The 23,818-nt window shown below is 45.5% G+C and carries 15 protein-coding genes and 1 tRNA gene; 5 read left to right on the top strand and 11 right to left on the bottom strand.

Annotated elements, in window-relative coordinates; all coding sequences use genetic code 11:
* Positions 1-27: 27 nt before the first annotated feature.
* Both NLBNIHML_RS27210 and NLBNIHML_RS27205 read right to left on the bottom strand, forming a co-directional pair.
* A complete protein-coding gene (locus NLBNIHML_RS27210) occupies positions 28-1,008 on the bottom strand; it encodes an ABC transporter substrate-binding protein (RefSeq protein WP_494353230.1) in 981 nt (326 codons plus the stop codon).
* Positions 1,009-1,116: 108 nt separating this feature from the next.
* Positions 1,117-2,718 carry an AraC family transcriptional regulator gene (locus tag NLBNIHML_RS27205; protein WP_494353229.1) on the bottom strand — a complete coding sequence of 534 codons (1,602 nt, stop codon included), beginning with the start codon at positions 2,716-2,718 and terminating at the stop codon, positions 1,117-1,119.
* Positions 2,719-3,270: 552 nt separating this feature from the next.
* On the opposite strand from NLBNIHML_RS27205, the gene NLBNIHML_RS27200 reads away from it, so the two are divergent.
* The 3 genes from NLBNIHML_RS27200 to NLBNIHML_RS27190 all read left to right on the top strand — a co-directional run bounded on the left by NLBNIHML_RS27200 (position 3,271) and on the right by NLBNIHML_RS27190 (position 4,759).
* Positions 3,271-3,690 carry a MarR family winged helix-turn-helix transcriptional regulator gene (locus tag NLBNIHML_RS27200; protein ID WP_253433129.1) on the top strand — a complete coding sequence of 140 codons (420 nt, stop codon included), beginning with the start codon at positions 3,271-3,273 and terminating at the stop codon, positions 3,688-3,690.
* A 26-nt stretch (positions 3,691-3,716) separates the two neighbouring features.
* Entirely contained in the window at positions 3,717-4,367 is a 651-nt protein-coding gene (locus tag NLBNIHML_RS27195) for a nitroreductase family protein (RefSeq protein WP_339241043.1), read from the top strand.
* Positions 4,368-4,462: 95 nt separating this feature from the next.
* A complete protein-coding gene (locus tag NLBNIHML_RS27190) occupies positions 4,463-4,759 on the top strand; it encodes a putative quinol monooxygenase (RefSeq protein ID WP_339241040.1) in 297 nt (98 codons plus the stop codon).
* A gap of 283 nt (positions 4,760-5,042) precedes the next feature.
* Here the strand turns inward: NLBNIHML_RS27190 and NLBNIHML_RS27185 are convergent, their stop codons facing one another.
* From NLBNIHML_RS27185 to NLBNIHML_RS27170, 4 genes are all read right to left on the bottom strand, one after another.
* Positions 5,043-6,401: an FAD-binding oxidoreductase gene (locus NLBNIHML_RS27185; protein WP_494353228.1), complete on the bottom strand. Its 1,359-nt coding sequence runs from the start codon at positions 6,399-6,401 to the stop codon at positions 5,043-5,045.
* A gap of 179 nt (positions 6,402-6,580) precedes the next feature.
* Positions 6,581-7,108 carry a MarR family winged helix-turn-helix transcriptional regulator gene (locus tag NLBNIHML_RS27180; RefSeq protein ID WP_339241037.1) on the bottom strand — a complete coding sequence of 176 codons (528 nt, stop codon included), beginning with the start codon at positions 7,106-7,108 and terminating at the stop codon, positions 6,581-6,583.
* A 47-nt stretch (positions 7,109-7,155) separates the two neighbouring features.
* Complete coding sequence (locus NLBNIHML_RS27175) at positions 7,156-7,968, bottom strand: alpha/beta hydrolase (RefSeq protein WP_494353227.1); 813 nt, start codon at positions 7,966-7,968, stop codon at positions 7,156-7,158.
* Between the two features lie 349 nt (positions 7,969-8,317).
* The gene (locus tag NLBNIHML_RS27170; RefSeq protein WP_494353226.1) at positions 8,318-16,360 is read right to left on the bottom strand and encodes an immunoglobulin-like domain-containing protein; all 8,043 of its coding nucleotides are present in this window, start codon (positions 16,358-16,360) and stop codon (positions 8,318-8,320) included.
* 449 nt (positions 16,361-16,809) lie between these two features.
* Between NLBNIHML_RS27170 and NLBNIHML_RS27165 the strand changes: the two genes are divergently transcribed.
* Entirely contained in the window at positions 16,810-20,430 is a 3,621-nt protein-coding gene (locus tag NLBNIHML_RS27165) for an S-layer homology domain-containing protein (RefSeq protein ID WP_494353225.1), read from the top strand.
* A gap of 231 nt (positions 20,431-20,661) precedes the next feature.
* On the opposite strand, the gene NLBNIHML_RS27160 is transcribed toward NLBNIHML_RS27165, so the two are convergent.
* Together NLBNIHML_RS27160 and nrdR are read right to left on the bottom strand one after the other, a co-directional pair.
* A tRNA-Ala gene (locus tag NLBNIHML_RS27160) sits at positions 20,662-20,734 on the bottom strand.
* Positions 20,735-20,919: 185 nt separating this feature from the next.
* On the bottom strand, positions 20,920-21,387 hold the full coding sequence (nrdR, locus tag NLBNIHML_RS27155; protein WP_036609807.1) for a transcriptional regulator NrdR: 468 nt from the start codon (positions 21,385-21,387) through the stop codon (positions 20,920-20,922).
* 116 nt (positions 21,388-21,503) lie between these two features.
* On the opposite strand from nrdR, the gene NLBNIHML_RS27150 reads away from it, so the two are divergent.
* Positions 21,504-21,725 carry an alpha/beta-type small acid-soluble spore protein gene (locus NLBNIHML_RS27150; protein ID WP_017689472.1) on the top strand — a complete coding sequence of 74 codons (222 nt, stop codon included), beginning with the start codon at positions 21,504-21,506 and terminating at the stop codon, positions 21,723-21,725.
* Between the two features lie 82 nt (positions 21,726-21,807).
* Here NLBNIHML_RS27150 and NLBNIHML_RS27145 read toward each other — a convergent pair whose 3' ends face one another.
* Genes NLBNIHML_RS27145 through NLBNIHML_RS27135 form a run of 3 tightly spaced genes read right to left on the bottom strand, consistent with a single transcriptional unit; the run spans position 21,808 to position 23,750 of the window.
* The gene (locus NLBNIHML_RS27145) at positions 21,808-22,371 is read right to left on the bottom strand and encodes a lytic transglycosylase domain-containing protein (protein WP_315936545.1); all 564 of its coding nucleotides are present in this window, start codon (positions 22,369-22,371) and stop codon (positions 21,808-21,810) included.
* Positions 22,368-22,964 carry a dephospho-CoA kinase gene (coaE, locus tag NLBNIHML_RS27140; RefSeq protein ID WP_472478926.1) on the bottom strand — a complete coding sequence of 199 codons (597 nt, stop codon included), beginning with the start codon at positions 22,962-22,964 and terminating at the stop codon, positions 22,368-22,370. Before coaE ends, NLBNIHML_RS27145 begins: the two co-directional genes overlap by 4 nt.
* A gap of 9 nt (positions 22,965-22,973) precedes the next feature.
* Positions 22,974-23,750, bottom strand: coding sequence for a manganese efflux pump (locus NLBNIHML_RS27135; RefSeq protein ID WP_445252782.1), 777 nt, complete (start codon positions 23,748-23,750; stop codon positions 22,974-22,976).
* Between the last annotated feature and the right edge of the window lie 68 nt (positions 23,751-23,818).

The following is a 23,818-nucleotide window of genomic DNA, read 5'->3' as shown; positions in this document are numbered from 1 at the left end:
ATGGTTATGTCCTGGATAATGTCCCATCTATTGAATCATATCTTCAACTTCGTTGATAATCTCGCTGCGACCGATTGCTCCCCAGCCCTTAAATAACCAGAACGAGTCTGTCGTATAGACCTGATCTTCACCAACAGCCGGCACTTTCTTCCAGAGTGAGCTTGCATGGATGTTGTTTAGATAGTCCTCGGCATTCGGATCAACCTCAAGAACGACGAAATTGGCATCAATATCCGCGATTTTCTCTATGGACAGGTCCTCACGCTGTTCGCCAGGCGTCACAGCAGTGGGCACAAATCCAAGATCATGATACAACAGCGTGTTGGTTGGATGCCCTTTTTCCGCATAAATTTGCAAAGTCTTCTCTCTGACACGCAAGTAAGCCAGCTTTTTCTGATCCAATTGTTCGATCTTCGCTTTTAGTTGTTCCGCCTGTTGCTCCACCTCTGCGATTTTCTCCTTGGCCAGATCGACCTTGTTGAACAACCCGGCTATGGTCAACAGATCCTGTGTCCAATACGTTGTGTCATCTTCATAATCCAGCCATTCATTACCAAGTACAATCGTCGGAGCAATTTTCTCCAACTGCTCATATGTACTCTCAGCAGTTCGACTCTCAACAACGATGACATCCGGATTGATCTGAAGAATAGCCTCCAGATTAGGACTATCTGCCGACCCTACTGTTGGCACATCAGCAAGCTGATCTGCAAGATAAGGCAGATAATCTCCGCCATAACGAACTTCTACATTAACGCCTGCTGGTTTCTCACCAATCGTTAACATGTGATCGATGTAAGCGGCAGACAACACAACCATACGCTCTATTTTTTGCGGTACAACCGCTGTTCCTTTAAGATGCTCGATCGTTTGTGTACCACTCTCTTCCACAGGTGTATCCTGTTGCTCAGGCATTGCTTCATTTACTTCCGATGTCTTGCCACATGCGGCCAGTACGAATATAAGCAAGGCCAATAGTACTATCGTTGCTACTCTCTGTCTTACCATTTGTAGTGAATCTCCTCTACTATTTAATAATAATAATCATTATCATTATAGTAGGGAAAAGCAAACAAGCTTGCCATGGATTATTCCACGCTCTTCACTTGCACAATATCACCGTACAGTAATACCAAGCTGCTCTGCTACATATCGCATAGCCCACATCCGTCCGGTTGGCCCCAGCGTCTTGAAGAAAATATCTCCTGCATTATAGACATGGCCTTCTTGAACAGCCTTTAATGCCAACCATTCACTAGACTGCTGCAATTGCCGTAATTGAGCGTGCGCCGCTTCCGTGGGATCGACCATTACAAACACATGATCCGCGTCATATAACTGCAAATCGCTAACTTGCGTCTCCACAGCCCACTGATTTTCCGGGAAATGGCTAGGCAAATGGAATCTTAAATCATCATACAATAGGGCTCCTGTCTGGTTATTTAATCCATACATTCGGTAGAAATGAGAAGTCACTCGGATGAACATGGCACTCTGTTTCCCCCATCTCGATTGAATTCGTCTTCGAAGCACCTGACTCAGGTTCGCATGTTGTTCAATCCACTGCACAGCCTGTTCGGTACGTCCCATAATGTCCGCTATATACAGAAGTCTTTCACCACAATGGTTGGTATGTTCCAGCATAGTGGTGGGGGCGATATGATGCAGGGATGCATTCGGCTCCAAACGATTACTTGTAATGATCAGATCCGGTTGGACTCGCCTCAACCCGTCATAGTTCTGATTGAAGCTGTCCAGGATAAGTCCCTGATGACTGTGTACTTGAAGCTCAGGAACAGCAACATGGCGAGCCACTCTCTGACCATAAGATAGTGCGGACACTGGCGTCATACCAAGCGTTATTACGTAGTCATCCAACCCGTAATACAATGTGGCAATGCGACTCACTTTATTCTTCATATATAACGTCGGGGCGATACCTTCGTTTTTCTTGAAGACTCTGCTGAAATAGTGCTCATCCCTATAGCCTACCTGCTCCGCAATTTCCTTGATTTTATCTGAAGAAAACAACAGCTGCTTGGCCTTCGCCATACGTTGTTTCAGGATGTATTCGATCGGAGTCATATTTAATTGCCGTTTGAACGTTCTTATAAAATGATTCACACTAAGCCCTGCCATGCCGGCCATCTGATCGACTCGAATGTCTTTCATATACTGATGCGTCATGTATTCAAGTGCCCGATCCATCCCCGCTAAAGACGGAGCTGCTTCATTCACGTGTATCATTAGCTGAATCAATAACTGATGCAAAAGATGTTTCCTGCGCGTCTTTCCCAGACTCGTGAAAGAGTCTTTTCCATGTACCAGGGTATCCATGCTCTCCCGAATATCAGACGCGTTGGAAGAAATGTTAAGCTTGCCTGTAACAGGAAAATCAAACGCACCGCAATGCCAAGCATTTCGACTCCGGGTAAGTGTCACACAGGAAAATAAAATGATCTGATATCGGACCAGGGCTTCCATATCTGTCTGAAACTCCACATGCATTCCTGGCTTCAACAAAAACCAATCGTCTTGGGACACCGTATGTATAACGTTATTCATAGTCAAAGATCCCTTGCCAGCAATAATCCTGCAAATGGCGTATCTCTTCCAGACCCTGCGGCTGAGAGTACCCGGATTACTAGAGTACTGGCAGACGTGGACAGCAGAGAAATGTAGTTGCTCCATTTGTTTGATCCAATTATTTTCGTTCATGCTGACGTCCCTTCCCTTTTCGGATCGAAGCCTATACTCGCCTAACTAAGCTCTATTATTTTGCTTTCCGTAATATGTTTGTGATCGTATCCAGCGATTCCACAGCTTGATGTGATCATTCAAATTCATATCTTCTGTACTTACCATCCGATCCATATGCACCTTCATGCTGCTCAGCTGTTGTAAGAACTGCTGCCTGTTGCGTTCGCTCGATATATCATGTCTTTTTAATTATTATAGATCAATTGATAATAATTCTCAATAACATGGACCATCGATATAAACTCATACAGATGGACATCCTATACAGAAGACATGCTTCTGCACTGGGATAACCCAGGTATAATCATCTTTTCTTCACAACCTGTTGCAAAATCATAAAAGGCATGATATATTAATTGAGCCATCAATGATTGAGGCATCAACTATTGATACATCAATGATCGAGAGCATACAAATAATCATTAGGCAATGGCATTGTATACTGTAACATCATTTATTGGTTAACATACGCCGTTGTTCATGATTCAGATTCACCCGGGAGGTCTAGTCATGACACGTATTGTTTCCAAAGAAGAACAGATCATCAACCTGCTGAACGTGTTGGGCAACAAAATCAGTCCCAAGTTCGAACGTTGCACAGGTATCAGTTCCTCACGCTTTGAGATTCTCCATGAACTGGATCAGGTCGATGAGATCAACCAGTCCATGCTGCAGAAAATCATTAACATTGATAGTGCTGCGATTACACGCCACTTGAAGCAGCTTGAGGCAGACCTGATGGTCACAAGACGTAAAAACCCTGAAGATAATCGGGTAACTTTTGTTCGTCTCACGGACCACGGTCGAAAGCAGATTGAAGGTTATAAAGCCGAGAAGACGAATTTCATCAATCAGATTTTGCAGGATTTCAGTGAAGACGAGGTTCAAGCGCTCGCTGATTTCCTCGAACGTATGCAGAACAATTTTTAACCCATATATAGAGGAGAGATCCATTCATGAGTACGATTCAAAGCAAATTCCAAAAAACAAATGATTTTAACGAGATTACCTACGGTCGTCGTTCTGTTAAACTGTATGATCCTGAAGTGAAAATCAGCCGTGAAGAAATGACAGAAATTCTGTCAGAAGCTTCCCGTGCACCATCTTCGATCAATTTGCAACCTTGGCGTTTTCTGGTTGTAGATACAGCTGAAGGCAAAGAAAAGCTTGCTCCTCTTGCAAGATTCAATCAAAATCAGGTTTTGACTTCTGCCGCTGTTATTGGCGTATTCATTGACATGAACAACGTTGAATATATGGATGAGATTTTTGGTAAAGCTGTAGAACTTGGTTACATGCCACAAGACATTAAGGATATGCAGCTCAAAACTGTAATGCCTTATTACGAAAAGATGGCTGCTTCCGATCTTCGTGACGTTAACCTCATCGATGCTGGCCTTGCTTCCATGCAATTGATGCTTGCAGCACGTGCTCATGGTTATGACACCAACCCAATTGGTGGTTATGAGAAAGATCAAATTGCAGAAGTATTCGGTATGGACAAAGAGCGTTATCAACCCGTTATGTTGATCTCTATTGGTAAATCAGCGAAAGAAGGTCATCCTTCCTATCGTCTGCCAGTAGAAACCATCACAACTTGGGCATAATATCAGGGGCTGTTTCCCTGTAAGTCATGATTATTTGCTTTTAATAGGTTTATATCACTAACAAATCTCAAACACACTCTGGAGGGTTAACTATTATGATTATCATTCACGCACATCTGCAAATTCAAGCGGCTCAAGAACAAGCATTTTTGGCTGCAGCTAAAGAACTGATCACGGCTACACGTCAAGAAGAAGGTAACATCAGCTACGATCTGACAAAAAGCACAGAACACGAACAACAATACACGATGATTGAACTGTGGAAAGATGAAGCTGCTACAGCTTCCCACAACACAAGCTCACATTTCCAGGCTTTTGTTCAACAAGCAGCAGCTTTTATGGCCGCACCAATGAACGTGGAAGTATTTGCTGGAGAAAAAGTTAACGTTTAATTGCTCCAACAACTGACATGCCTAGTTGGCATGTGAAGAAACTGCTCTTGGTCATATGACCGAGGGCGGTTTTTTCGTTGTTCGGTGAAAAAAGTATTTACGGTCGTGATATTCTGAGTGTGCGTCGTATATCTTTCCATTGACCGTCGTTCACGCTTGTTCATGCTTGTTCACAGGTTGATTTCATTCCTTGTTCTGGCATTAATATTTTACATACCAAAAACACGCCCAATAAGGCGTGTTTCTTCACTCATTAATTAGACAGTGAACAAGTGAATATGGATTACACTCTCCGAGCAGGCGTGATGCTTTGCGGATTGTTAAACACATTTTTCGGATCATACTTGGCTTTGACTCTCCGCAGTCTGGCATAGTTGGCTCCATAGTACACTGGACCGGAATTCTTGATTCCTTGGTCTGGAACGTTGATATAGGAACCGACAATGTATGGTTGCAATTTCTTGCGAGTATTACGAGCGAGTGCAATATTTTTAGCGGCATGGGAAGGTTTGATCCACGTACTGGTCCATTCCACATAGAACTTCTCTTTCCGCCAGAAAAATGCGGTTGATCGAGGTGATTTGCGACTTACCGCTCCACCCCAGTTCAGGAAATAGAACCCGCCTGGCCCCTCTTCTATATTCTCCAAAAATGCCCGCATCGTTTTGATGGCCTTATCAGGAAATGGTTTTCTTCCGAAACCGGAGGAGAACTGGTTACTGAACCTTTGCGTTTGAATCGGGTCAGGCTGCAATAAGAACTTCACAACTTCCGGGTAAGGCAACAAACGAACCGTGGAGCTCGTCGGTGTGCCGACACTAGTCATTGGCTGCAATAATCGGAGGGCCTCTGTTTTAGAGCCTAAGAACAGTCCCTCCATCATAACGTTACCACCTTTTTTCGGTCCGATGGACAACTCGCTGCCCAATCTCGTATCAACAGAGGGAGCCCACCGCTGCCATACTTTGAGCACCTTTTCGAATTGAGCCCATGGCCAGGTGATTTTAAATACTGTCGCTTTCGCTGGAGCCCGGCGCACTTTGAATTTGTAGCGGGTGTACACTCCGAAGTTACCACCACCCCCACCACGTGAGGCCCAAAAGAGATCTGCATTAAGCTTTTTATTCGCCCGAATGACTTTTCCGTTGGCATCCACCATTTCCACTTCAAGCAGGTTATCACTGATGAGACCTATGGTACGTTGGAGAGGCCCAATTCCCCCGCCTAACGTAATCCCACCGATTCCAACGGTAGGGCTGTCACCAAAAGGAGCGATGAATCCTTGCTTGGCGAGGGTATTCGCAATTCTTCCTACCCGGTTGCCTGTTCCTACAACGACGGTTCCATTTTTTTTATCAAGCTTGATCGAATTCAGATCACTCACGTCAATCACGATACCGCCATTCACCTGTGAAAGGTTCACTTCAAGCGCGTGTCTGCCACTTCGCGGCCGGATCGGCACATCATTCTCACGAGCCCATCGGATGGCATTGGAGACATCTTTTGTTTTCTGAGCAAAAACAAATACTTTAGGAAATCTGTCCGTATGCGGATCCCAGTTTTTTTGGGCGGCCTCATATCCTGGATCACCTCTGAAGATCACTCGTCCGGTCAGTTTCGTTTTTGATTTCAATCTATCCATCTCCCTATTCAACATTTGTCATACAGCAGTTCACGAGAGCACCTTATACTGTATGACGGACATTCGCGGAGGGAATGGGCTAGTGCCTTAATTTCAAGATTCGTGTTTCAGAGCAAGCAAAAAGGAATTTTCCTTTCCGGCCACAGAACAGCCTTGAGGAAAATCCCTTTGTCTCGAAACTAGTCGCTGCCCGAATCCGAATCAATTCTGATTAATTTACGCGCTTCCTGTTCCTTTTCACCATACCAGACGAGTACATCGGCGAACATATCCATAATGCGAATAAAGTTTTGTTTGTCGGCATCTGAAATCTGATCGGCATACTTGAAAATCTCATCAAAGCAAAGCTCTCGCACAAATTCGGTATACTTGCCATATACCTCGCGCCCTTTTGCCGAAGGTTTGACGTAAATATCTTTGCGGTTACCGCTTAGATGGAATTTCTCGAGCAGTCCTTTTTCGGTCAGATTCTTCACATTCTTGGAAAATGTACTGCGGCTTACGCCCAGGCGCGCAGCCATTTCCGTCATCTTCTCTTCCTTATCCTCGGCTTCCAGAATGTATTCCAGCGTCTGAATCTGTGAAGCCGAGAACATCATATCCGTACCATAACTTCGCTGCAACTTATAGGTGTTCGAGTACGCATTGCCGTACTTGATAATTTTTTCAATCAGTTCCCGATGGTCGCCCATCCAATCTAATTTCATGGATAATCCCTTTCATCATTCAGATTCTCTCTCTTACTCTACTGAAATCAGATCCGTTTTTCAATCCATGTGATTGCTTCTTCAATAACGTCATCACGGGTTGGTTCATTAAATATCTCATGCATCAGATGAGCATAAATTTTGAGTGTTTTATCGGTTGAAGCGATATCTCCGTAAAAATCACGAGAATCCTTTTCGCTGACCAGCCCGTCATTCGCCCCATGCAGAACAAGTACGGGATCTATAAACTGCTCAGCGTTCTCCTTCAGCCATGTTATGCCATTTCCCAGACTGTTAAACAAATCTACAGAGATTTGCTTTTCAACTAGTGGATCATTCGCGTAAGCGGATACAACTGCGGGATCACTACATACGCCGCTGCCCAGCTCATTCGGGAAATACGTGCCTGTAGGCAGATCCATCGGCAGTTCTCCGGCAACTTTTGTATTGTAACGAGTGAGCGCTCCGGATAACACGATACCTTTAACCTTGCCTGGATATTTCGTTCCAAAAGACGATGTTGCGAAGCCGCCCATACTATGTCCGATAACAAACAGCGGAAGATTTCCGCTTTCTTGCAAAGCAGTCTCCACCACAACGTTGACATCCTCTATGATCTGGTGGAAATCACTGTAGAACGTACGCTGTCCTTCCGATCTGGCATGACCGCGATGATCGAATCGATATACGTTAAACCCGCGCTGACTCAGCTTCTCTGTCACATAATCATAGCGACCGGTATGTTCCGCTAATCCGTGCACAATAACGACAGCGGCTTTGGCATTTTCCACTGTATCCTTGCTGAAATAAAGCTGTGTACCGTCAAAGGATTGAACTGTTGTCTCGATTTTAGTCATCATATCCCCGTCCCTTTTGTAGTGTCCAAGCTTAAGCTCCGAGAGATCATTTCTTCCGCCCTTAACAAGGACACGTATAATACAGTTCTCAACAAAAATAATATTGTTTCTTACAGAAACAATATATCATCTGGTATGTTCTCTTGTCTACATTAATTTAAAAGCGCTCTCAAAAAGGATAAGTATCACTGCTATGAATCATAAAAAAACCACTTACACTCAAGAGTCCTTGTGTTAGTGGTCAAGTTTTAGGTATTGAACATGAGGGAATCGAAATGGTACGCCAAAAACGCTACCACAAGAAGTGGTAACGTTTTTAGCTTTGTTATTCCTTAATGCACGGAGCACGTGCCTACATCAAACTCAACACATTATAGATCATCACTGCTGCTTCTGCACGGCTGGCATTCTTCTTCGGTGCAAACTCATCGTTACCTACACCGTTTATGATGCCTGCTCCCTGTATTGCCTCTACCGCTTGCTTCGCGTAGTTTGCGATGCTTGCTTCATCCTTGAAAGCAGTAGCTTCACCACCTGCTAACGCTAGTTGCTTTATTTGGATCGCCTTGTATACCATAACCACCATATCTTCTCGCGTAATGTTCTCATGAACTCCAAATCTTCCATTTGGTTTTCCGTTCACAATCCCCAGCTTCTGCGCAGTTGCGATGTTTCCATGGTACCATTCTCCTGACTTCACATCACTAAAACTTGTCGTTGCGCTCTCATCCGATAACTCCAACATATTCATCAGCATGGTGATGAATTCTGCTCTTGTCACTTGACCCTTCGGATTAAACTCGCCGTCGCCTACACCCTTCACAATGCCTCTTGCTCCCAATGCTGAGATGGCATCCTTCGCCCAGTCTTGGGTCACATCCTTAAAGCCCGTTGCAACATTCGCTACCGTATACTTGCTTAGATACGTTGGCTTGAACTCTACTTTTCCTGTCGCTGCATTGTATTTACCATTCGTCACCACTCTTAGCTCACCGTTGTCCTTCACATCGTATACGATGACATTGTTGGGATTTTCGGCAGCTTTTAGGGTGTATGGCAATGCAATCACGAGATCATCTCTGCCATCAAACGCTGTAAGCTTCTTACCATCAATCGTTAACTCAATATCATATACGACCTCACCTGTTAGCCCAGCTTGTGCACTAGCTGACAATTGATTAGCTGTTATTTTCTTAATCGACAATCCTAACGTTTTCCCCGCACTTGTTCCTGTTCCGAGCAGTTCGGTTGCCACGCTTACGACTGCAGAGCCTGTATTGATCTCGATGCGATCTACCGTAGAAGATCCACTTGTTAAGCGCGCATCTACTGCTAACTCAATCGTTAGCCCGTTCAAGCTTTGATCACCTTCAACTCGCACCTGTAGCTTACCGCCTGTCGTTTGATCAAGCGCACGCTTCACCGTATCTGCACTTAACTTCACGTTGGAAGCATGACTCTCATTTACGACTGGCTTGATGGTTATTTGTCCGTTGTCCGTCACCACTGGCTCACTTCCACCTGTAGCTGGTGGTGCTGTAGGTGCAGGGATATTACCGCCACCATTTCCATCCCCACTGCTTGGTGCTTCTGGAGTCCCATCAACCAATGGTGTTACTGTTACTGTAGCGCTGGATGAAAACCCACCATCTACTGTAGTGACTGTAATACTTGCTGTTCCTGCTGCCACCGCTGTTACTCGCCCCGTCGCACTTACAGTGGCTACAGCTGGATTGCTAGAGCTCCATGTTACTGCTTTTTTCGTTGCATTTGCCGGTGTGATCGTAGCTGTCAACTGCCCTAATTGACCTTCTAAGATGGACATTGTCTTTTTGTCCAAGCTAATTCCGCTAACGGGTACGTTCTTCCCACTGAGTGCATCATACTCACTTTGTGTAATGGGAATGACCGTTCCGTGACGCGGACTGGCGGGTAAGTTGTAGTTGGAAGATAATGTCCATTCGCCTGATGCAAGATTGGTTGTCTCGAATGGAATATAACCTCTTCCACCAAACTCATCTACGAATAAATACCATTTTTCTTCTGTATTTGATTTGAAGATCGTTGGACCCTCAACCCATTTCATGTTACCCACACCTTGATTAATCATCTTGAAGGCTGGATCTAAGATCGAGTTACCAACCTCTTGGAAGACCATCTTGCCAAATGGAGCAGAAGCTCCGTTGTCCTGCTCATCCTTTGTAAAACGATACACTTTTCCATCATGCTCAATCATCGTTGTGTCAATGATGGAATATCCATAATCCAAATATACTTGCGGTTCAGTAAACGTATAGAAATCTCTTGTCTTGCTATACATCATTTTTTGATATGCACTGCCTGTATGGGATGCATCGACAAACATTCTTGAAGCCCAGAATACGATGTATTCACCTGTAGTCTTGTCGTACATGATTTCTGGTGCCCAGGTATTACCTGCTTCTTCCGGTGCAACCTCTACCATGCGTTGATCTGTCCAGTTGACCAGATCATTCGATTCCCACACCATAATCGAACGACTGCCCCATGTCTGTGCTTTGCCCCAGTCACCATTGCCGTTAATTTTCAGATCGGTAGCGATCATATAGAACTTGTCACCTTCAGGCGAACGAATAATGAATGGATCTCGTACTCCCTTCTCCCCTAAGGTAGAGGTCAATACAGGTTTACCATTATTCAATTCTCGCCAGTTCAATGGATCATTACCGTTACTTAGTGCAAAGTGAACTTGCTCGCCTGTTGAGCTACCTTCTCCAGTGAAATATGTGAAGAAGTATCCCGCATATTTTTCATCAGCAGGCCGATCCTTCACCTTCGCCATAAATTCCTTTGTAGCGGATGCTGCATTTAATGTAATCGTAGCTGTAAGCTTCACGTCTATATCTCCACTACCGTACGCCGGACGTTGTACTTCACCCGTCACTGAAATGACATTGGGCTGAACAGAAGCCCAAGTAATGGTTGTTCCATATAGTCCAGATTTCGGTAATGAGAGATGACCTCTAACATCACCAATGTTATGAACGACTAGCGCTGCTTTTGCTTCATCTACAGAAGCGGCATCGCTTGGCAATGCCTTAACCATCAACGTAAAGGTTTTGCGAGCTGTCTCTGTACCATCTGAAAATACTGCTGTTAACGTTACAACTTGATCACCCGTTGCGTTAGCTGGTCTGGTTACGGCACCTGTAGTTGAGATGACATTCCCCTTATCCGAAGTCCAGCTTATTGTTGTGCCATAAGCACCTGATGTTGGCAAAGTTACATTGCTTATAATCGCATCTTTGGATGTATTCGAGGCAAGAAGATCATGAATGGTTAATTTCTCTTTCGCAGCCGATACAAACATGCCCTTCATCGAAGCAATCTTCTGATCTGCACGAGCCTTCAGTGATGCAATATCTGCTGCTGTCATCGCACCATCATAGATTTGGAAGTCTGCAATCAACCCGCCGAAGTATGGATCAGCCGGATAAAATGACTTCCCAATGGTTCCACTACTTCCTGAGATATTTTTTATTTGTTCTAACGTCATACCATTTGTTGATCCTGATGCAACAGCAACACCATCAATATAAAGCGTTAGTGTACCATCTGTACCTGAAACAACAGTTGTAACGACTTTCCATTCATTATTCTTTAAGCCCGTGGTCGAAGTTGAAGACTCATTATTCCAGGCATTTGTCGCGATACCTAAGCGAGCCAGACCGTTAGCGTTATAACGTGGTGTGAAATACGTATAGTGCGTATTACTGTTTGGTCTTCCTAATGCATATAACCACTCCGCAGCATTTTTACCGCTCCAGTTCACAATGGACGAAACGGTGATATCCGTTAATCCATCGAGAACTCCTTGTGGCAGCTCTACATAGGAGTTAGTTGTGCCACCAGTAAAGCTTAGTACACCCGCATCTTGTGTACTAATCCATTCTGCTTTAGACGGATTCATCCATTTTCCGTTAAAGTTTCCTGTTTGGTCAACAACTGTCGCACCATCGATATAATTCATATCGTAGTGGAGAATGAGTTCTGCCCCAGATGGCTGCTCTACTGGAGGAGTAACGTCTTCATTAGCCAAAGTTGCAATCTCTTCAACGGATAATGCACGATTATAGATACGGAAATCATCCAATTTACCATCAAATAGACTATGAGAGCTGTTTCTCGATTTACCAATATAATTCATCGTTGTTTCCAGTAACATTCTCGGCTCCACGTTAAATGTCGAGCTGCGTTTAACCTCTTGACCATTCACGTACAATACGGCATCAAATTCATCCATTGTAATGGCAACATGCTGCCAAGTCTTCGTTGGTAAAAGTCCAGCATTTCTCACTGCATATTTATAATCTAATCCTAGTTTCGTGCTGTCATTGCTAAATTTCTCTGTAAAAGGGGTTACGACAGCGAACTCCAGACTACCTGTATCCCCTTGTGTACTCAAGTACATGGTGTTGCGGTTAACCTGTCTGCCTGTTTCGGAAGCAAAATCAAATATTCTTTGATTGGCTTGATTTTTATCCATTTGAACCCATGTAGAGAACGTAGCCTTCTCCAGATTCAAGGATTGAATCAAGTGATCTGGCAGCTTCACATATCCTGTTGATCCATTAAACTCTAGTGCACCACCACTTTTACCGATCCGATCCTCTTCATTAATCGTTGCTCCACCTACGAGTGTTGCGTGATGGCCATTACCAGAAATGTCATTCAACGTTGTACCATTCACTGTATTTGCATCAAATGAGTAATGTACAACCGGGTCTGCTGATGGTGCTGGACCTTTCCATGCATACTTCTCTTGCAAAGCATCATACTCCGCACGTGAGATTGGAATTACCGTCCCGTGTCGTGGTCCTGGCGGAAGTGCATATTGATCACTACTTAACACATTGTTAATATATTGCGTGCTACTGTCCAAGTCTGTTGTATATCGTACATGATATGGCCATGAATCAAGGAACAGATACCATTTGTCTTTATGAATATCTTTAAAAATCGTTTGTCCTTCGTTATTGCCATTTTTTCCGATCAAGCCAAGTTTGTTATCACGTGTACCCGGAACAGCCTCATATTGAAGGCCATTTGCTGCAATACCGTCTTTGTCATAGTAGAAATTTGGTGCTTTCTCCACATACACTTTCGTATTTACTTCTGATTTGGTGAATCGGTACAACATATTATTCTGCTCAATAAACGTCGAATCAATGGTCGGAAGTGACTCATCAATCATGACCTTTGGCTCTGAAAAAGTGTAAAAGTCTCTTGTTGTTGCGTAGTACATCACATTGTACTGACCTTCGGGTCTTCCGTTATAATCACCATATGTCTCTGTGTTTTTCATCGATGATGCCCAGAATACAATATACTCTCCAGTTACCGGATCATAGATCGCTTCTGGCGCCCACGTATTTCCTCCCGTTCTAGGAGCCACCTTGATCATTCGCTGCTCACTCCAGTTCACGAGATCCTCTGACTCCCAAACCATCATGTAATGACTGCCTGTCATTTGAGCTTGATCAAAATTTGTACTTTCACCCATTTTCAAATCGGTTGCCAGCATATAGAATTTATCACCTTCTGCTGACCGAATAATGAATGGATCACGAAGTCCCTCTTCCCCCATATTCGATTGCAGGATCGACTTTCCATTATTCAGTGCTTTCCAGAACAATGGATCTTCCGCTGTAGCAAAGGAGATCTCTTCACCGCCCTCATATTCACCTGTAAAGTATGCAAAGAAGTACGCATCAGGCTGTACTGGTGCAGCTGCTTTTCTAATCGTAACGTTAAACGTTAGCTCTTTCGAAGCTGTACCATTCGTAATCGTAGCGATTAGCGTAACGGGTATATCCGTAGTTTGACGGCTCACCCAGCCTAATTGTGTAGCGTTACCAGCCGCTTCAGCCGTTCCTTTAACGACCGCCGGCCTGCTGGATGTCCATGTAATGGTGGAGCCTTGTTCACCTGTAGTGACAAGACGTAAGTTCCCTTTAACATTGTCCGCGTTGTAGATCTCTAATTGTTCAGCGTCCAGATCAACCTTCTGCTGATCATCGAATTGCTTCAAGATCGTAACCGGGAATACAGCCGCTCTAGATACGCCTTGATACGTTAAAGTAGCGGTAAGCTCTGCTTGAACATTACCTGCTTCAACAGCAGGACGTTGTACAGTACCACTGTTAGAAATGACCGTAGGATGACTGGAACTCCACGTGATGTTTACGCCGTTTTTACCACTCGTCGGTAAGGTAAGGTCTTTCGTTATCTGCTCAGCACTCTGATCTGCCCCGTCTAAGTAATGACCGATGTCAAGTTGATTCGCTGCATCATCAACAGTAAGCTGACGTATTTTGGAGATGTGAGTTGCTGCTTCTTGTTGATATAACTCGCCCATTTCCTGCTCAGTCAACGCACGATCATATACTTGGAAATCAGCCACGCTACCTTGAAGGTATGGATCGTTCGCGAAGATGGACTTACCGATAAAGCCAGAAAACGTAGCATCCGGATTAATAATGTCTGACAACTTTAGTCCCTTCGTATTACCTGAAGCAACCTTAACTCCATCAACGAATAATGTGATCTTGTTGCTAGCTTCAGAGAAGGACACCGTTACATGCTTCCACTGTCCACCGATCAGGTTGGAGTTTGCGCCACCTGTAACTAAGGCTTCGTTCGGCCAGCCATTTTTGGAGATACCTGTAGCAATCATATTGCCTGATCCACTACCGTGACGCGGGGTTACGAAAAAATATTTGTTCGTTTCTGGCGTTAACACTGTACCCAAACCGAAAATCCAGCGATTCGTACCGTCATTCGTCCAGTTTACGATGGAAGATACGGTAATCTCATTCAGACCTTGTAATAGATCCTGTCGATTGGAGCCCTTGGGAATCTCAACATATCCACTGTTCGATGTAGAGCTTCCACCATTAAATGAAATAAAAGCAACTTCACTATTTGAAATGAACTGTCCATTGTTTGGATTTTTAAATATTCCATCAAATGTAACTGCCTTGTTGGCAACATCCTTTAATACAAGTTGACCGTCTACTTCTTCGGTCATTTTCATGTTGTAATGAAGAATAAGATCATCTTTGAGTGATTTTCCCTTAACGGTAACGGCTGATGTAGCTGTAAACTCTCCATCTTCAGTCTGTACCGTAATTGTGGCATTACCCTCACTAACCGCTGTAACATTACCCGTTGAATTGACAAGCGCTACACTGGAGTCACTAGATGTCCAGACGACTCTTTTATTGGTTGCATTTGAAGGTGAAATTGTAGCCACTAATGTCTCGCTGTCCCCCATGGATAAACGAAGTGCAGCTTCATTAAGCGAAACCTCCTTAACGGCAATCTGCTCCACAGTAGCACCTTTAGGTAGTAAGGTAACCACGAACTCCTTCGTTGCCTGGCTTCCACCTAAAGAAATGGTTGCAGTTAACGTCACTTGTTGCTCCATTTCTCGTAAGGTCACTTCCCCAGTTGTACTAACCGCACTCTCATCACTGGAAGTCCACGATATCCATGCGCCATACTTATTGGTAGAAGGAAGTTCAAGAGATTCTGTCACGGCAGATATATCACCTAACGTTAGCTCTATTTTTCCTTGTTGTACTTGCTTTTCATTAAATGATTGTTCATATACTGCCGCGATATCTTCATTATTTAGTGCCTCTCCGTAAATTCTCAAATCTTGAAAGCTGCCCGCAAAAGTAGCATCCCCTGAATAATTGGAGCGACCGATGTATGCTTGCAAATCCGTACCAAAGCTGGCTGTTGTTTTCTCTTTGGCGGCCGTGCCTATACTTACACCGTTAATGTAACCTGTAATAGAGCGTTCTGTGATGACCGTCGTATAGTGAACCCATTGACCTTGATATTGTGAGGTAGAAGCGCCTGATACTCCAATCTCAGTTGTCCAAGGCTGGTCCACATTATTGCGATCCGTAAATACGGACTTGAAATCACCACTTGGATTCGATGGATTAAACAGCCAATAGTTCGTTGGTAATTTATTTTCAGCTGCTGGCGTACCGTAGAATAATGCGGAGTAGTTCCCGCTCCCCGTGTTATTTTTGATCCATACAGAAATCGTTGTATTTTCTTGATGATCAAACAATCCAGTAGGAAGCTGCACGTAGTTCGTAGTACTATCTGTTCCTCCAGGTAAAGTAAGACCATCGGCATACGTAATGTTGCCTACAGCCGTTCCATGTTTGCCATTACCGGATGTATCCTGTACATCCTCAAGCAGTGGATAATGTGCCAATATCGTTGGTGTTACGGGGTCCCCTGAAGCTTGATTGTTAAATGGCAGAACAAAACTCAAACAGTTATTGAAGGTCAAAAATAAAACTAACGTTATGATTGAAATCCGCTTTCGCATAGCATTCTTCCCCTCGTTTAATATTCAAAAGCACACAATCCTTACTTCACCTTTAAAACAAGAGCACCTCGCTCAAGGAGCTAAAGAAACACCCTGATATGAATGCGCTTACATTTCTCCTCATATTACGTCTTCCACCTTTCCAATTCAATGTAGTTTCTTGTTCATAAAGTGGATTTTTTTATTGCAATTTGAAATGAATGCAAACTGCGACACCTTTCATATGAAGCAATCTACATGTACAGATGCGTACAAGATTATCAAAGCAATAAAACGGCACCTCTGCCGTTCTGGATGTATACGTATGGTTTATGTGTAAATTAAAGGATTTAACTCCTGATAGACTTAATATATATAGTTGGACGCTTGTCATATTGACAACGTGTCCGAATAAGATGTCGGTAAGCCGTGGGCGAACCGGATCAAAAAAATAAGGAGGATTTTCATTTATGCCAAAACGATTTAGCAGAATGCTCGCATTCCTCTGTTGCTTGGTCATGGTAGCGTCGCTAATGCCTACCAGCTATGCTGCCGCCACTGACAACATCGAGAACGCAGAAGCGAATGAAACACCCACCGCCATTTTTGGAACTCCCGAACTCGGGGCAAACGACCCACTTTGGGGCCAAACCATGGAGCATCACATCAACAAAAGCACGGTACCCACCGACCCCAGACCCCATGCCATGGGTACAGCCAGAATCCTTTGGGATCATGACTACCTGTATGCCCGCGTCGATGTGAATGACAGTAATCTATATCAGGGAGCTGGCGCAGATCACCGGTATGACAGCCTGGAGTTTTATGTTGGTACCGGAAGCGGCGGCTCAAATCAATGGCGAGTCAGCTCGACGGGTGTGTTTTCAGGGCAGGCCGCTCCAGGCAGGGCTGCATGGACCCAGATCACGGAAACCGGATACATCGTGGAAATGAGAATACCCAAAAGAAATTTGACCTTTGAGGAGGGACAGCTTACCTTTGAGGTTTACATCAATAACTCGACAGAAAATGGCGCTGACCGCTATGAAGTCGTTTCCTCTTTTGGAGTTCCAGACGCAGCTTACACCAGCTCTGATTCATTTACAGACAGCCTGCAGCTCATCCCAGCCAATGAATTAGACACCAGATTATCAATTACCGCCACTGCGGGACCAGGCGGCTCAATCATGTCGAACCCACCCGGCGATGTCCTGAGAGTAGATCGGGGCTCTAACAAAGAAATTACGTTTACCCCCGATTACGGCAAAATTGTGGATACCGTAACGGTAGATGGCGAGACTGTGACTCTACCTGCTAGCACTTATACCTTTACAAATATTGAGGCTGATCATGCCATTCATGTGACCTTCAGAAACGATCCGGACGCGGGGATACTTCCTTTTATCGTATGGAATGACAACTTCGCCAGTGGCGAGTACACAACGGCTGTTATCATTGATTTAGGCGAGGGGAAGTCGGCATTAGGCTCCGCGCTTAATCCAGACTTGTTTGCCTTATCGGCTAGGAACACGACCTTGAACGGCGAAGCAGTGACCTTTGAAGGACCACGCAAGATCACAAGGGTATACGCTAATGACGAGCCAAAGGTACGCGGCTATGTCGGGCCGATTAGCCATTCACCAGATTATCAGGACGGACTGGTGAGCGGTCGTTACATCGTTGTTGAGTCTGAGTTTTATTCAGAGAGCGGCGGCAGTACAACGCTGGATGGCAGCAGTAACTCGACTAGGCAGGTCTACACCCTTGTTCAAAAGGGCGAAATCGTACTGACAGAGGGGAATTCGCTTCACAATGTGGTTTTTGAACAGGAAAAAGTTGTGAATCCAATCCTCGATAAATTTACAACATTCACGGACAATTCGGTCAATCGTTCGCTCTACCTTCACAAGGATGACGGAGGTAACGTGATGAAAGGATTGCCGCTGTATGTATATACCCACGGCATGTCACGCGGCGGCACAAACGCTGCGACAGACCAAAAAGCAGCCATGAAATCCGCCAACGGTTCCGTCGCTTTAATGAAAAAGATGGAGCAAAATCCCGATAAGTACGCCAGCCATATACTGAATCTTTCCTATAATGGCGTATCTGTTCCCTCCACAGAAAATGTTAAGAAGGTCATAGACGCCCTGATTGCCAGTGGTGAAGTAGATCCTAACCGTATTTACGCAGCAGGCTTCTCATGGGGCGGCCAGTATACGAATAACTTAGTTAACAGCTATCCCGGCTTCTTCGCTGCCGCCGCACCTATGGCCCCGGTAAGCGGTTCACCGAACGCTAAAGACAATGACGCTCACAACAACCTGGCCTATTGGATGTTTTTAAATGCTCATAATGTTGGTGGCTACCAGACGAACCTCAATAACTTCATCAATAACAATATGCCAAAAATGGTCAACGCGAGGGCTTCGCGCTTTGAGAGTAATGAGGCTCTTACGTGGCCCTACAATCAATTTGATCAGCCGAATCTGAGGCCGAATCCGGCCAACACACCTGTTCTGGCTGATTATATAGCGCATGAAGTTGAAGCGGCGGTGCTTTATAACCAGATCACTATGGGGAATTGGAGCATAGCTCCCACGGCGCAGTCCTCTAACTTACCGGCTTGGGACAATGATTACACAGACGTCTTTGATTGGATGTTCGCGCAGAGAAAACCGTCCGTGCCTGGTGCACCGAGTGGCTTCAAAGCGACAGCGGGTGACGGACAGGTCACATTGAGCTGGAATGCTCCTGCTGACGATGGTGGCAGCGCGATATTGGGCTACAAGGTATGGTATGGAAATGTAACACCGGTTGCATTGGAAGCGGCGGAGACCAAATATACCTTCAACAATCTGACAAACGGCCAAGGCTACAACTTCACCATCATCGCGGTGAACGCGAAGGGAGACGGCGCGGAGATCAGTGCTACGGCGACACCGATGAAGACGACGACTCCCACTGTACCTGATTCTGGCGGCAATACGGGCAACACCGGTAATACAAGCAACAGTGGTAATACACACAACACCAACAATACGGGCACCGGGACAGACGCTGGAACGTCGAAGTCGACCTACACAGTGAATACACCGAAGGATAAGCCCGTGATCACTGACAAAAACGGCAACACCACCCTGCCTGGCGGCGGCGAGATTGCGACCAAAGGCGGGACGAAGATTAAAGTACCCGAAGGCACATCGATAGACGCAAACGGTGAGGTAATCATTCCGGCAGACAAAAGCGCCGAAGTGACACTACCCGGCGGCAACAGCAGAGTGACCATTTCGGGTGGCTCGACGATCGCGAGCGATGGTACGGTCACAATAGGCGGCAAAGAAGCGCATGTGAACCTGTCAAACGGCAACCAGGTGCATCTCCACGGTGGATCGAAGATACGGAGCAGCGGAGCGGTTGTGGTAGGACCGGACGGAGCAAGAGTCGGTTTAAACAACGGCATGTCGCTGAACATCCGTGAGGGTACGGAGCTGGTGTTCGATGACGCCACCCCACTGGGCTTCCTCGTGATATCGGGCAACCCTTTCAGGGATGCCAACATGGAAGACTGGTTCTACAACGATATAAATTTCGCCTACACATACGATCTTTTCAACGGCACGACGTCCACAATGTTCTCACCGGGCAGCGCAATGACGCGTGCAATGTTCGTGCAGGTACTGGCCAATCTTGAGAACGTAAACCTCTCCAGCTACACGAGTTCCCGCTTTAATGACGTGACGGACGGACAATGGTACACCGCGGCAGCCGAGTGGGCGGCCGAAAAAGGCATAGTCAACGGTACAAACGCAGACCTGTTTGACCCCAATTCGCCGTTAACGCGTGAGCAGCTGCTGGTGATACTTTACAACTACATGAACTACAAGGGCTATGAGATACCTGAAAGCTACTCTAAACCCTTCACGGATCAGAGTGAGATCAGCTCCTGGGCGTTGGAGGCCGTTCAGACGCTTCAAGGCAACGGCATTATATTAGGCAAACCGGGCAACTTTTTTGTTCCCAAAGCCACCGCCACCCGCGCCGAAGTAGCCACGATCTTTGTAAGGTTCGTTGAATATCTGGCTAAGTGAAAGCGTATACAGAATTAAGGAGACCCCTCCCGGCTGGACAATATCAAGCCGGATGGGTCTCCTGTTTTCAAACTGCACTTTTTTTGACAACTCCCCGGTCAGGACTTTAAACCCTCGATTTTTGGTATTTAGAATATACGTCCCCAATTCCTTCTACTTCATTAATCATGTTCTGATTTATTTCACCACATAAAAAACGCCATCACACTAATGTGATGGCGTTCTTCGTTATGGAGCCTAGGGGGATCGAACCCCTGACCTCATCGCTGCCAGCGATGCGCTCTCCCAGCTGAGCTAAGGCCCCAGGATATGAAATAGATAACTTGTCCAACACTGCTAACGTTCCACAGGCGACTCCTATATCATATAAAATCCAGCTTTCGCTGTCAATCAATTTTTCAAGATCCAAAATGATTGGAGAAGAACAACCGATTTCACTGGTACACATGGACTGGAACTCCAGACTGCTCTTCTCCCTTTCCCACTTCACTAATCCTCCAGATCGTCTTTGGACAACAGGGATTTCAGTTCTTTCATGAACATATTGATATCTTTGAACTGACGATATACCGACGCGAAACGGACATACGCCACTTCATCGACTGGAAACAACTGTTCCATCAATAGCTCACCAATCTGACGACTCTCCACTTCAGCATCAGCTGTATTACGCAGGGATTTCTCGACTTCAGATACCATCATCTCCAACGTCTCAACGGAGACTGGACGTTTCTCACAGGCACGAATAAGCCCGCGAAGAATCTTGTCCCGGCTAAACTCTTCCCGGCTGCCATCTTTCTTGATAACAATCAATGGAGTTTCTTCAATCATCTCAAACGTTGTGAATCTTCGGGCACACTGCTCACACTCCCGGCGACGGCGAATGGATTTCGCTTCGTTGGCCGGACGCGAATCAAGCACTTTGGTACCCATATAACCGCAATAAGGACACTTCAAATCAGATCACTTCCCACGTTTTACTTTTTACCACATATTCCCTGTCTTGATTTTGTAATGAAAAATGCATTGCCGAGACATAATACTTTTACCAACTCACGAGGAGGTGAACAGCAATGGCACAAAGCAACGGTAACTCCAACAACCTGGTGGTAACTAAAGCTTCCGCAGCACTCGAGCAAATGAAATATGAAGTTGCTCAAGAACTCGGAATCAGCATCCCACAAGACGGATACCAAGGTAACATGACTTCTTACGAGAACGGTTCGATCGGTGGATACATCACGAAGCGTCTGGTAACAATTGCAGAACAGCAATTGGCAGGTCAATACCAATAATATCTGCATCGTAATACGCTACACAGAGGAGCATGGAGCGGCCGGTGAACAACCGGCCTGCTCTGTGCTTCTACTTATATACTTAGAACGTATTATAGATCTTTACATACTGATTATAATAATAAATGACCCTTTGTACATAGTGACGCGTCTCACCAAATGGAATATCCTTTACCGTATCGAATGAACCATCCCATACACCATCTCTGAGCCAACTATTCACTTTGCCTGGACCCGCATTATAAGCAGCGATCATAACCGCTTCATTGCCACCAAATTGATCGGACAGATTGCGCAGATACCATGTGCCTAACTGAATATTTCGTTCAGGCTCGTGCTTCAATTCCTCCAGTGAAGTGTCGGGAATTTTGGCTTGTTCCAATATCCAGTTGGCCGTGTCCGGCATCAGCTGCATGAGTCCAATGGCACCTCGTTTGGATTCCTTGCTTGTCTTGAAATTGGTCTCCACTTTGATAATGGAAGCAATCAGAAACGGATCAACCTCATAGCTCTGAGATTGGGCACGAATCTCTTCCTTATAATGAATCGGATAGAACCATGCCATCCAGTTTGTATTCAGAAATAACACCAATACAAAGGACACAAACATCAACAGCAGTACTCGTTTCTTGCGCAATATTCTCATAACAAACCCTTACGCTGTAGATATGAGTCAATTTGCTGCTCCGTCTCAGTCCATAAACCGCTGTTATCGATGACAATGTCAGCCAACTGCTTTTTGCGCTCAATATCCATCTGTACATCCATCCGTGCCTCAGCCTGCGCTGCAGTCATTCCATCCCGACTCATCAAGCGATCTCGTTGAACCGCTCTCGGTACATAGACAACCATGACTTCCTCAAAACCGTCTTCCAGACCCGATTCGTAGAGCAATGGAATATCAGATACCACAAGTTTATCCGGATGTTGCAACGCATATGCAGCAGCCCGTTCACGCATCTCTTTACGGATCGCCGGATGTGTGATAGCCTCCAATGCCTTTCGTTCCTCTGGTTGTTGGAAAACAATACTTCCAAGCTTTTTCCGATCCAGTGTTCCATCTTCGTTCAGTATGGCTTGTCCAAACCGCTTAACAGCGGCGGCCAACACGGGATGCCCGGGCATCATAACTTCCCGGGCAATAACGTCTGCATCGATGAGCAACGCTCCCTTACTGGCGAGATAGGCGGAAACACTGCTTTTGCCTGTCGCGATCCCGCCGGTTAAGCCTATATTCATCGTTTCACCTCATAACAGCTTCATTATTCCCATAATCATTAACAATAGTGCCGGCAATACAGAGAGTCTTCGCATCCAGCGCAGGGCTGAGAATCGTAGTCCAACCTTCATGCCGAGTGACAGAAACGCCCCACTAAACAGGGCAATAATGAGTGCCGTCCAGAGCGTGGGGAATCCCAAAAGAGCCGCTCCCAGGCCTGCTCCAAACGCATCCAGAGACAGGGCAATCCCCAGCCACATCGCTTCCTGAGCAGATATACTTCCCGAGTTATCCATATCCGCCTTGGAAGGGCTGCGAAGGATCTGAATGACGACCCCCAGCTTACGGAGCTCCAGTGTAAATACCATTCGTTCGAGAGAACCACCCGAAGCCGATTGCTCCAGATCCAGTGCAAGCACCTGATTCCTGCCTTTGGAATCCGGCAGCGTCACTTGTACGTTTCCCATCGCATTAACGTTTGTTTCTTCTGTTCCCTCATCCGTTCCGTTGCCTGTTTCCAGCTGTTCTTTTCCTTGCTTTCGAATAAGTTGCAACAGTGACCATGCACCAATACCTATCAATATAACGGCGCCCACAATGGAAGCGATATCCGGTGACACGACATGGGACAACAGCACACCAACTTGCATCGACAAGGCAATAACCAATCCCGAACAGATCGAAATAACAGCGATAGATAACAGGGGAATCTTCGTCCTCCGTAACCCATATGTAATCCCGACTCCAAAACCATCTAAACTAAGCGCCAAAGCAAGCGCCAGCAATGAAATAAAATGATGCAGCACCCCGGACTCCTCCTCTGTGCGGTACTCGTGCCAACTGAAGATGCCAGTATGGGTATACGCCCGCTTAT

This window comes from Paenibacillus sp. JNU01, from assembly GCF_059130585.1.
This window is presented reverse-complemented; position numbering and strand designations above follow the sequence as displayed.

Excerpts from the sequence above, each read along its gene's own strand:
- NLBNIHML_RS27210 (WP_494353230.1), bottom strand. The coding sequence starts at position 1,008 with ATGGTAAGACAGAGAGTAGCAACGATAGTACTATTGGCCTTGCTTATA.
- NLBNIHML_RS27205 (WP_494353229.1), bottom strand. The coding sequence starts at position 2,718 with ATGAACGAAAATAATTGGATCAAACAAATGGAGCAACTACATTTCTCT.
- NLBNIHML_RS27200 (WP_253433129.1), top strand. The coding sequence starts at position 3,271 with ATGACACGTATTGTTTCCAAAGAAGAACAGATCATCAACCTGCTGAAC.
- NLBNIHML_RS27195 (WP_339241043.1), top strand. The coding sequence starts at position 3,717 with ATGAGTACGATTCAAAGCAAATTCCAAAAAACAAATGATTTTAACGAG.
- NLBNIHML_RS27190 (WP_339241040.1), top strand. The coding sequence starts at position 4,463 with ATGATTATCATTCACGCACATCTGCAAATTCAAGCGGCTCAAGAACAA.
- NLBNIHML_RS27185 (WP_494353228.1), bottom strand. The coding sequence starts at position 6,401 with ATGGATAGATTGAAATCAAAAACGAAACTGACCGGACGAGTGATCTTC.
- NLBNIHML_RS27180 (WP_339241037.1), bottom strand. The coding sequence starts at position 7,108 with ATGAAATTAGATTGGATGGGCGACCATCGGGAACTGATTGAAAAAATT.
- NLBNIHML_RS27175 (WP_494353227.1), bottom strand. The coding sequence starts at position 7,968 with ATGATGACTAAAATCGAGACAACAGTTCAATCCTTTGACGGTACACAG.
- NLBNIHML_RS27170 (WP_494353226.1), bottom strand. The coding sequence starts at position 16,360 with ATGCGAAAGCGGATTTCAATCATAACGTTAGTTTTATTTTTGACCTTC.
- NLBNIHML_RS27165 (WP_494353225.1), top strand. The coding sequence starts at position 16,810 with ATGCCAAAACGATTTAGCAGAATGCTCGCATTCCTCTGTTGCTTGGTC.
- NLBNIHML_RS27150 (WP_017689472.1), top strand. The coding sequence starts at position 21,504 with ATGGCACAAAGCAACGGTAACTCCAACAACCTGGTGGTAACTAAAGCT.
- NLBNIHML_RS27145 (WP_315936545.1), bottom strand. The coding sequence starts at position 22,371 with ATGAGAATATTGCGCAAGAAACGAGTACTGCTGTTGATGTTTGTGTCC.
- coaE (WP_472478926.1), bottom strand. The coding sequence starts at position 22,964 with ATGAATATAGGCTTAACCGGCGGGATCGCGACAGGCAAAAGCAGTGTT.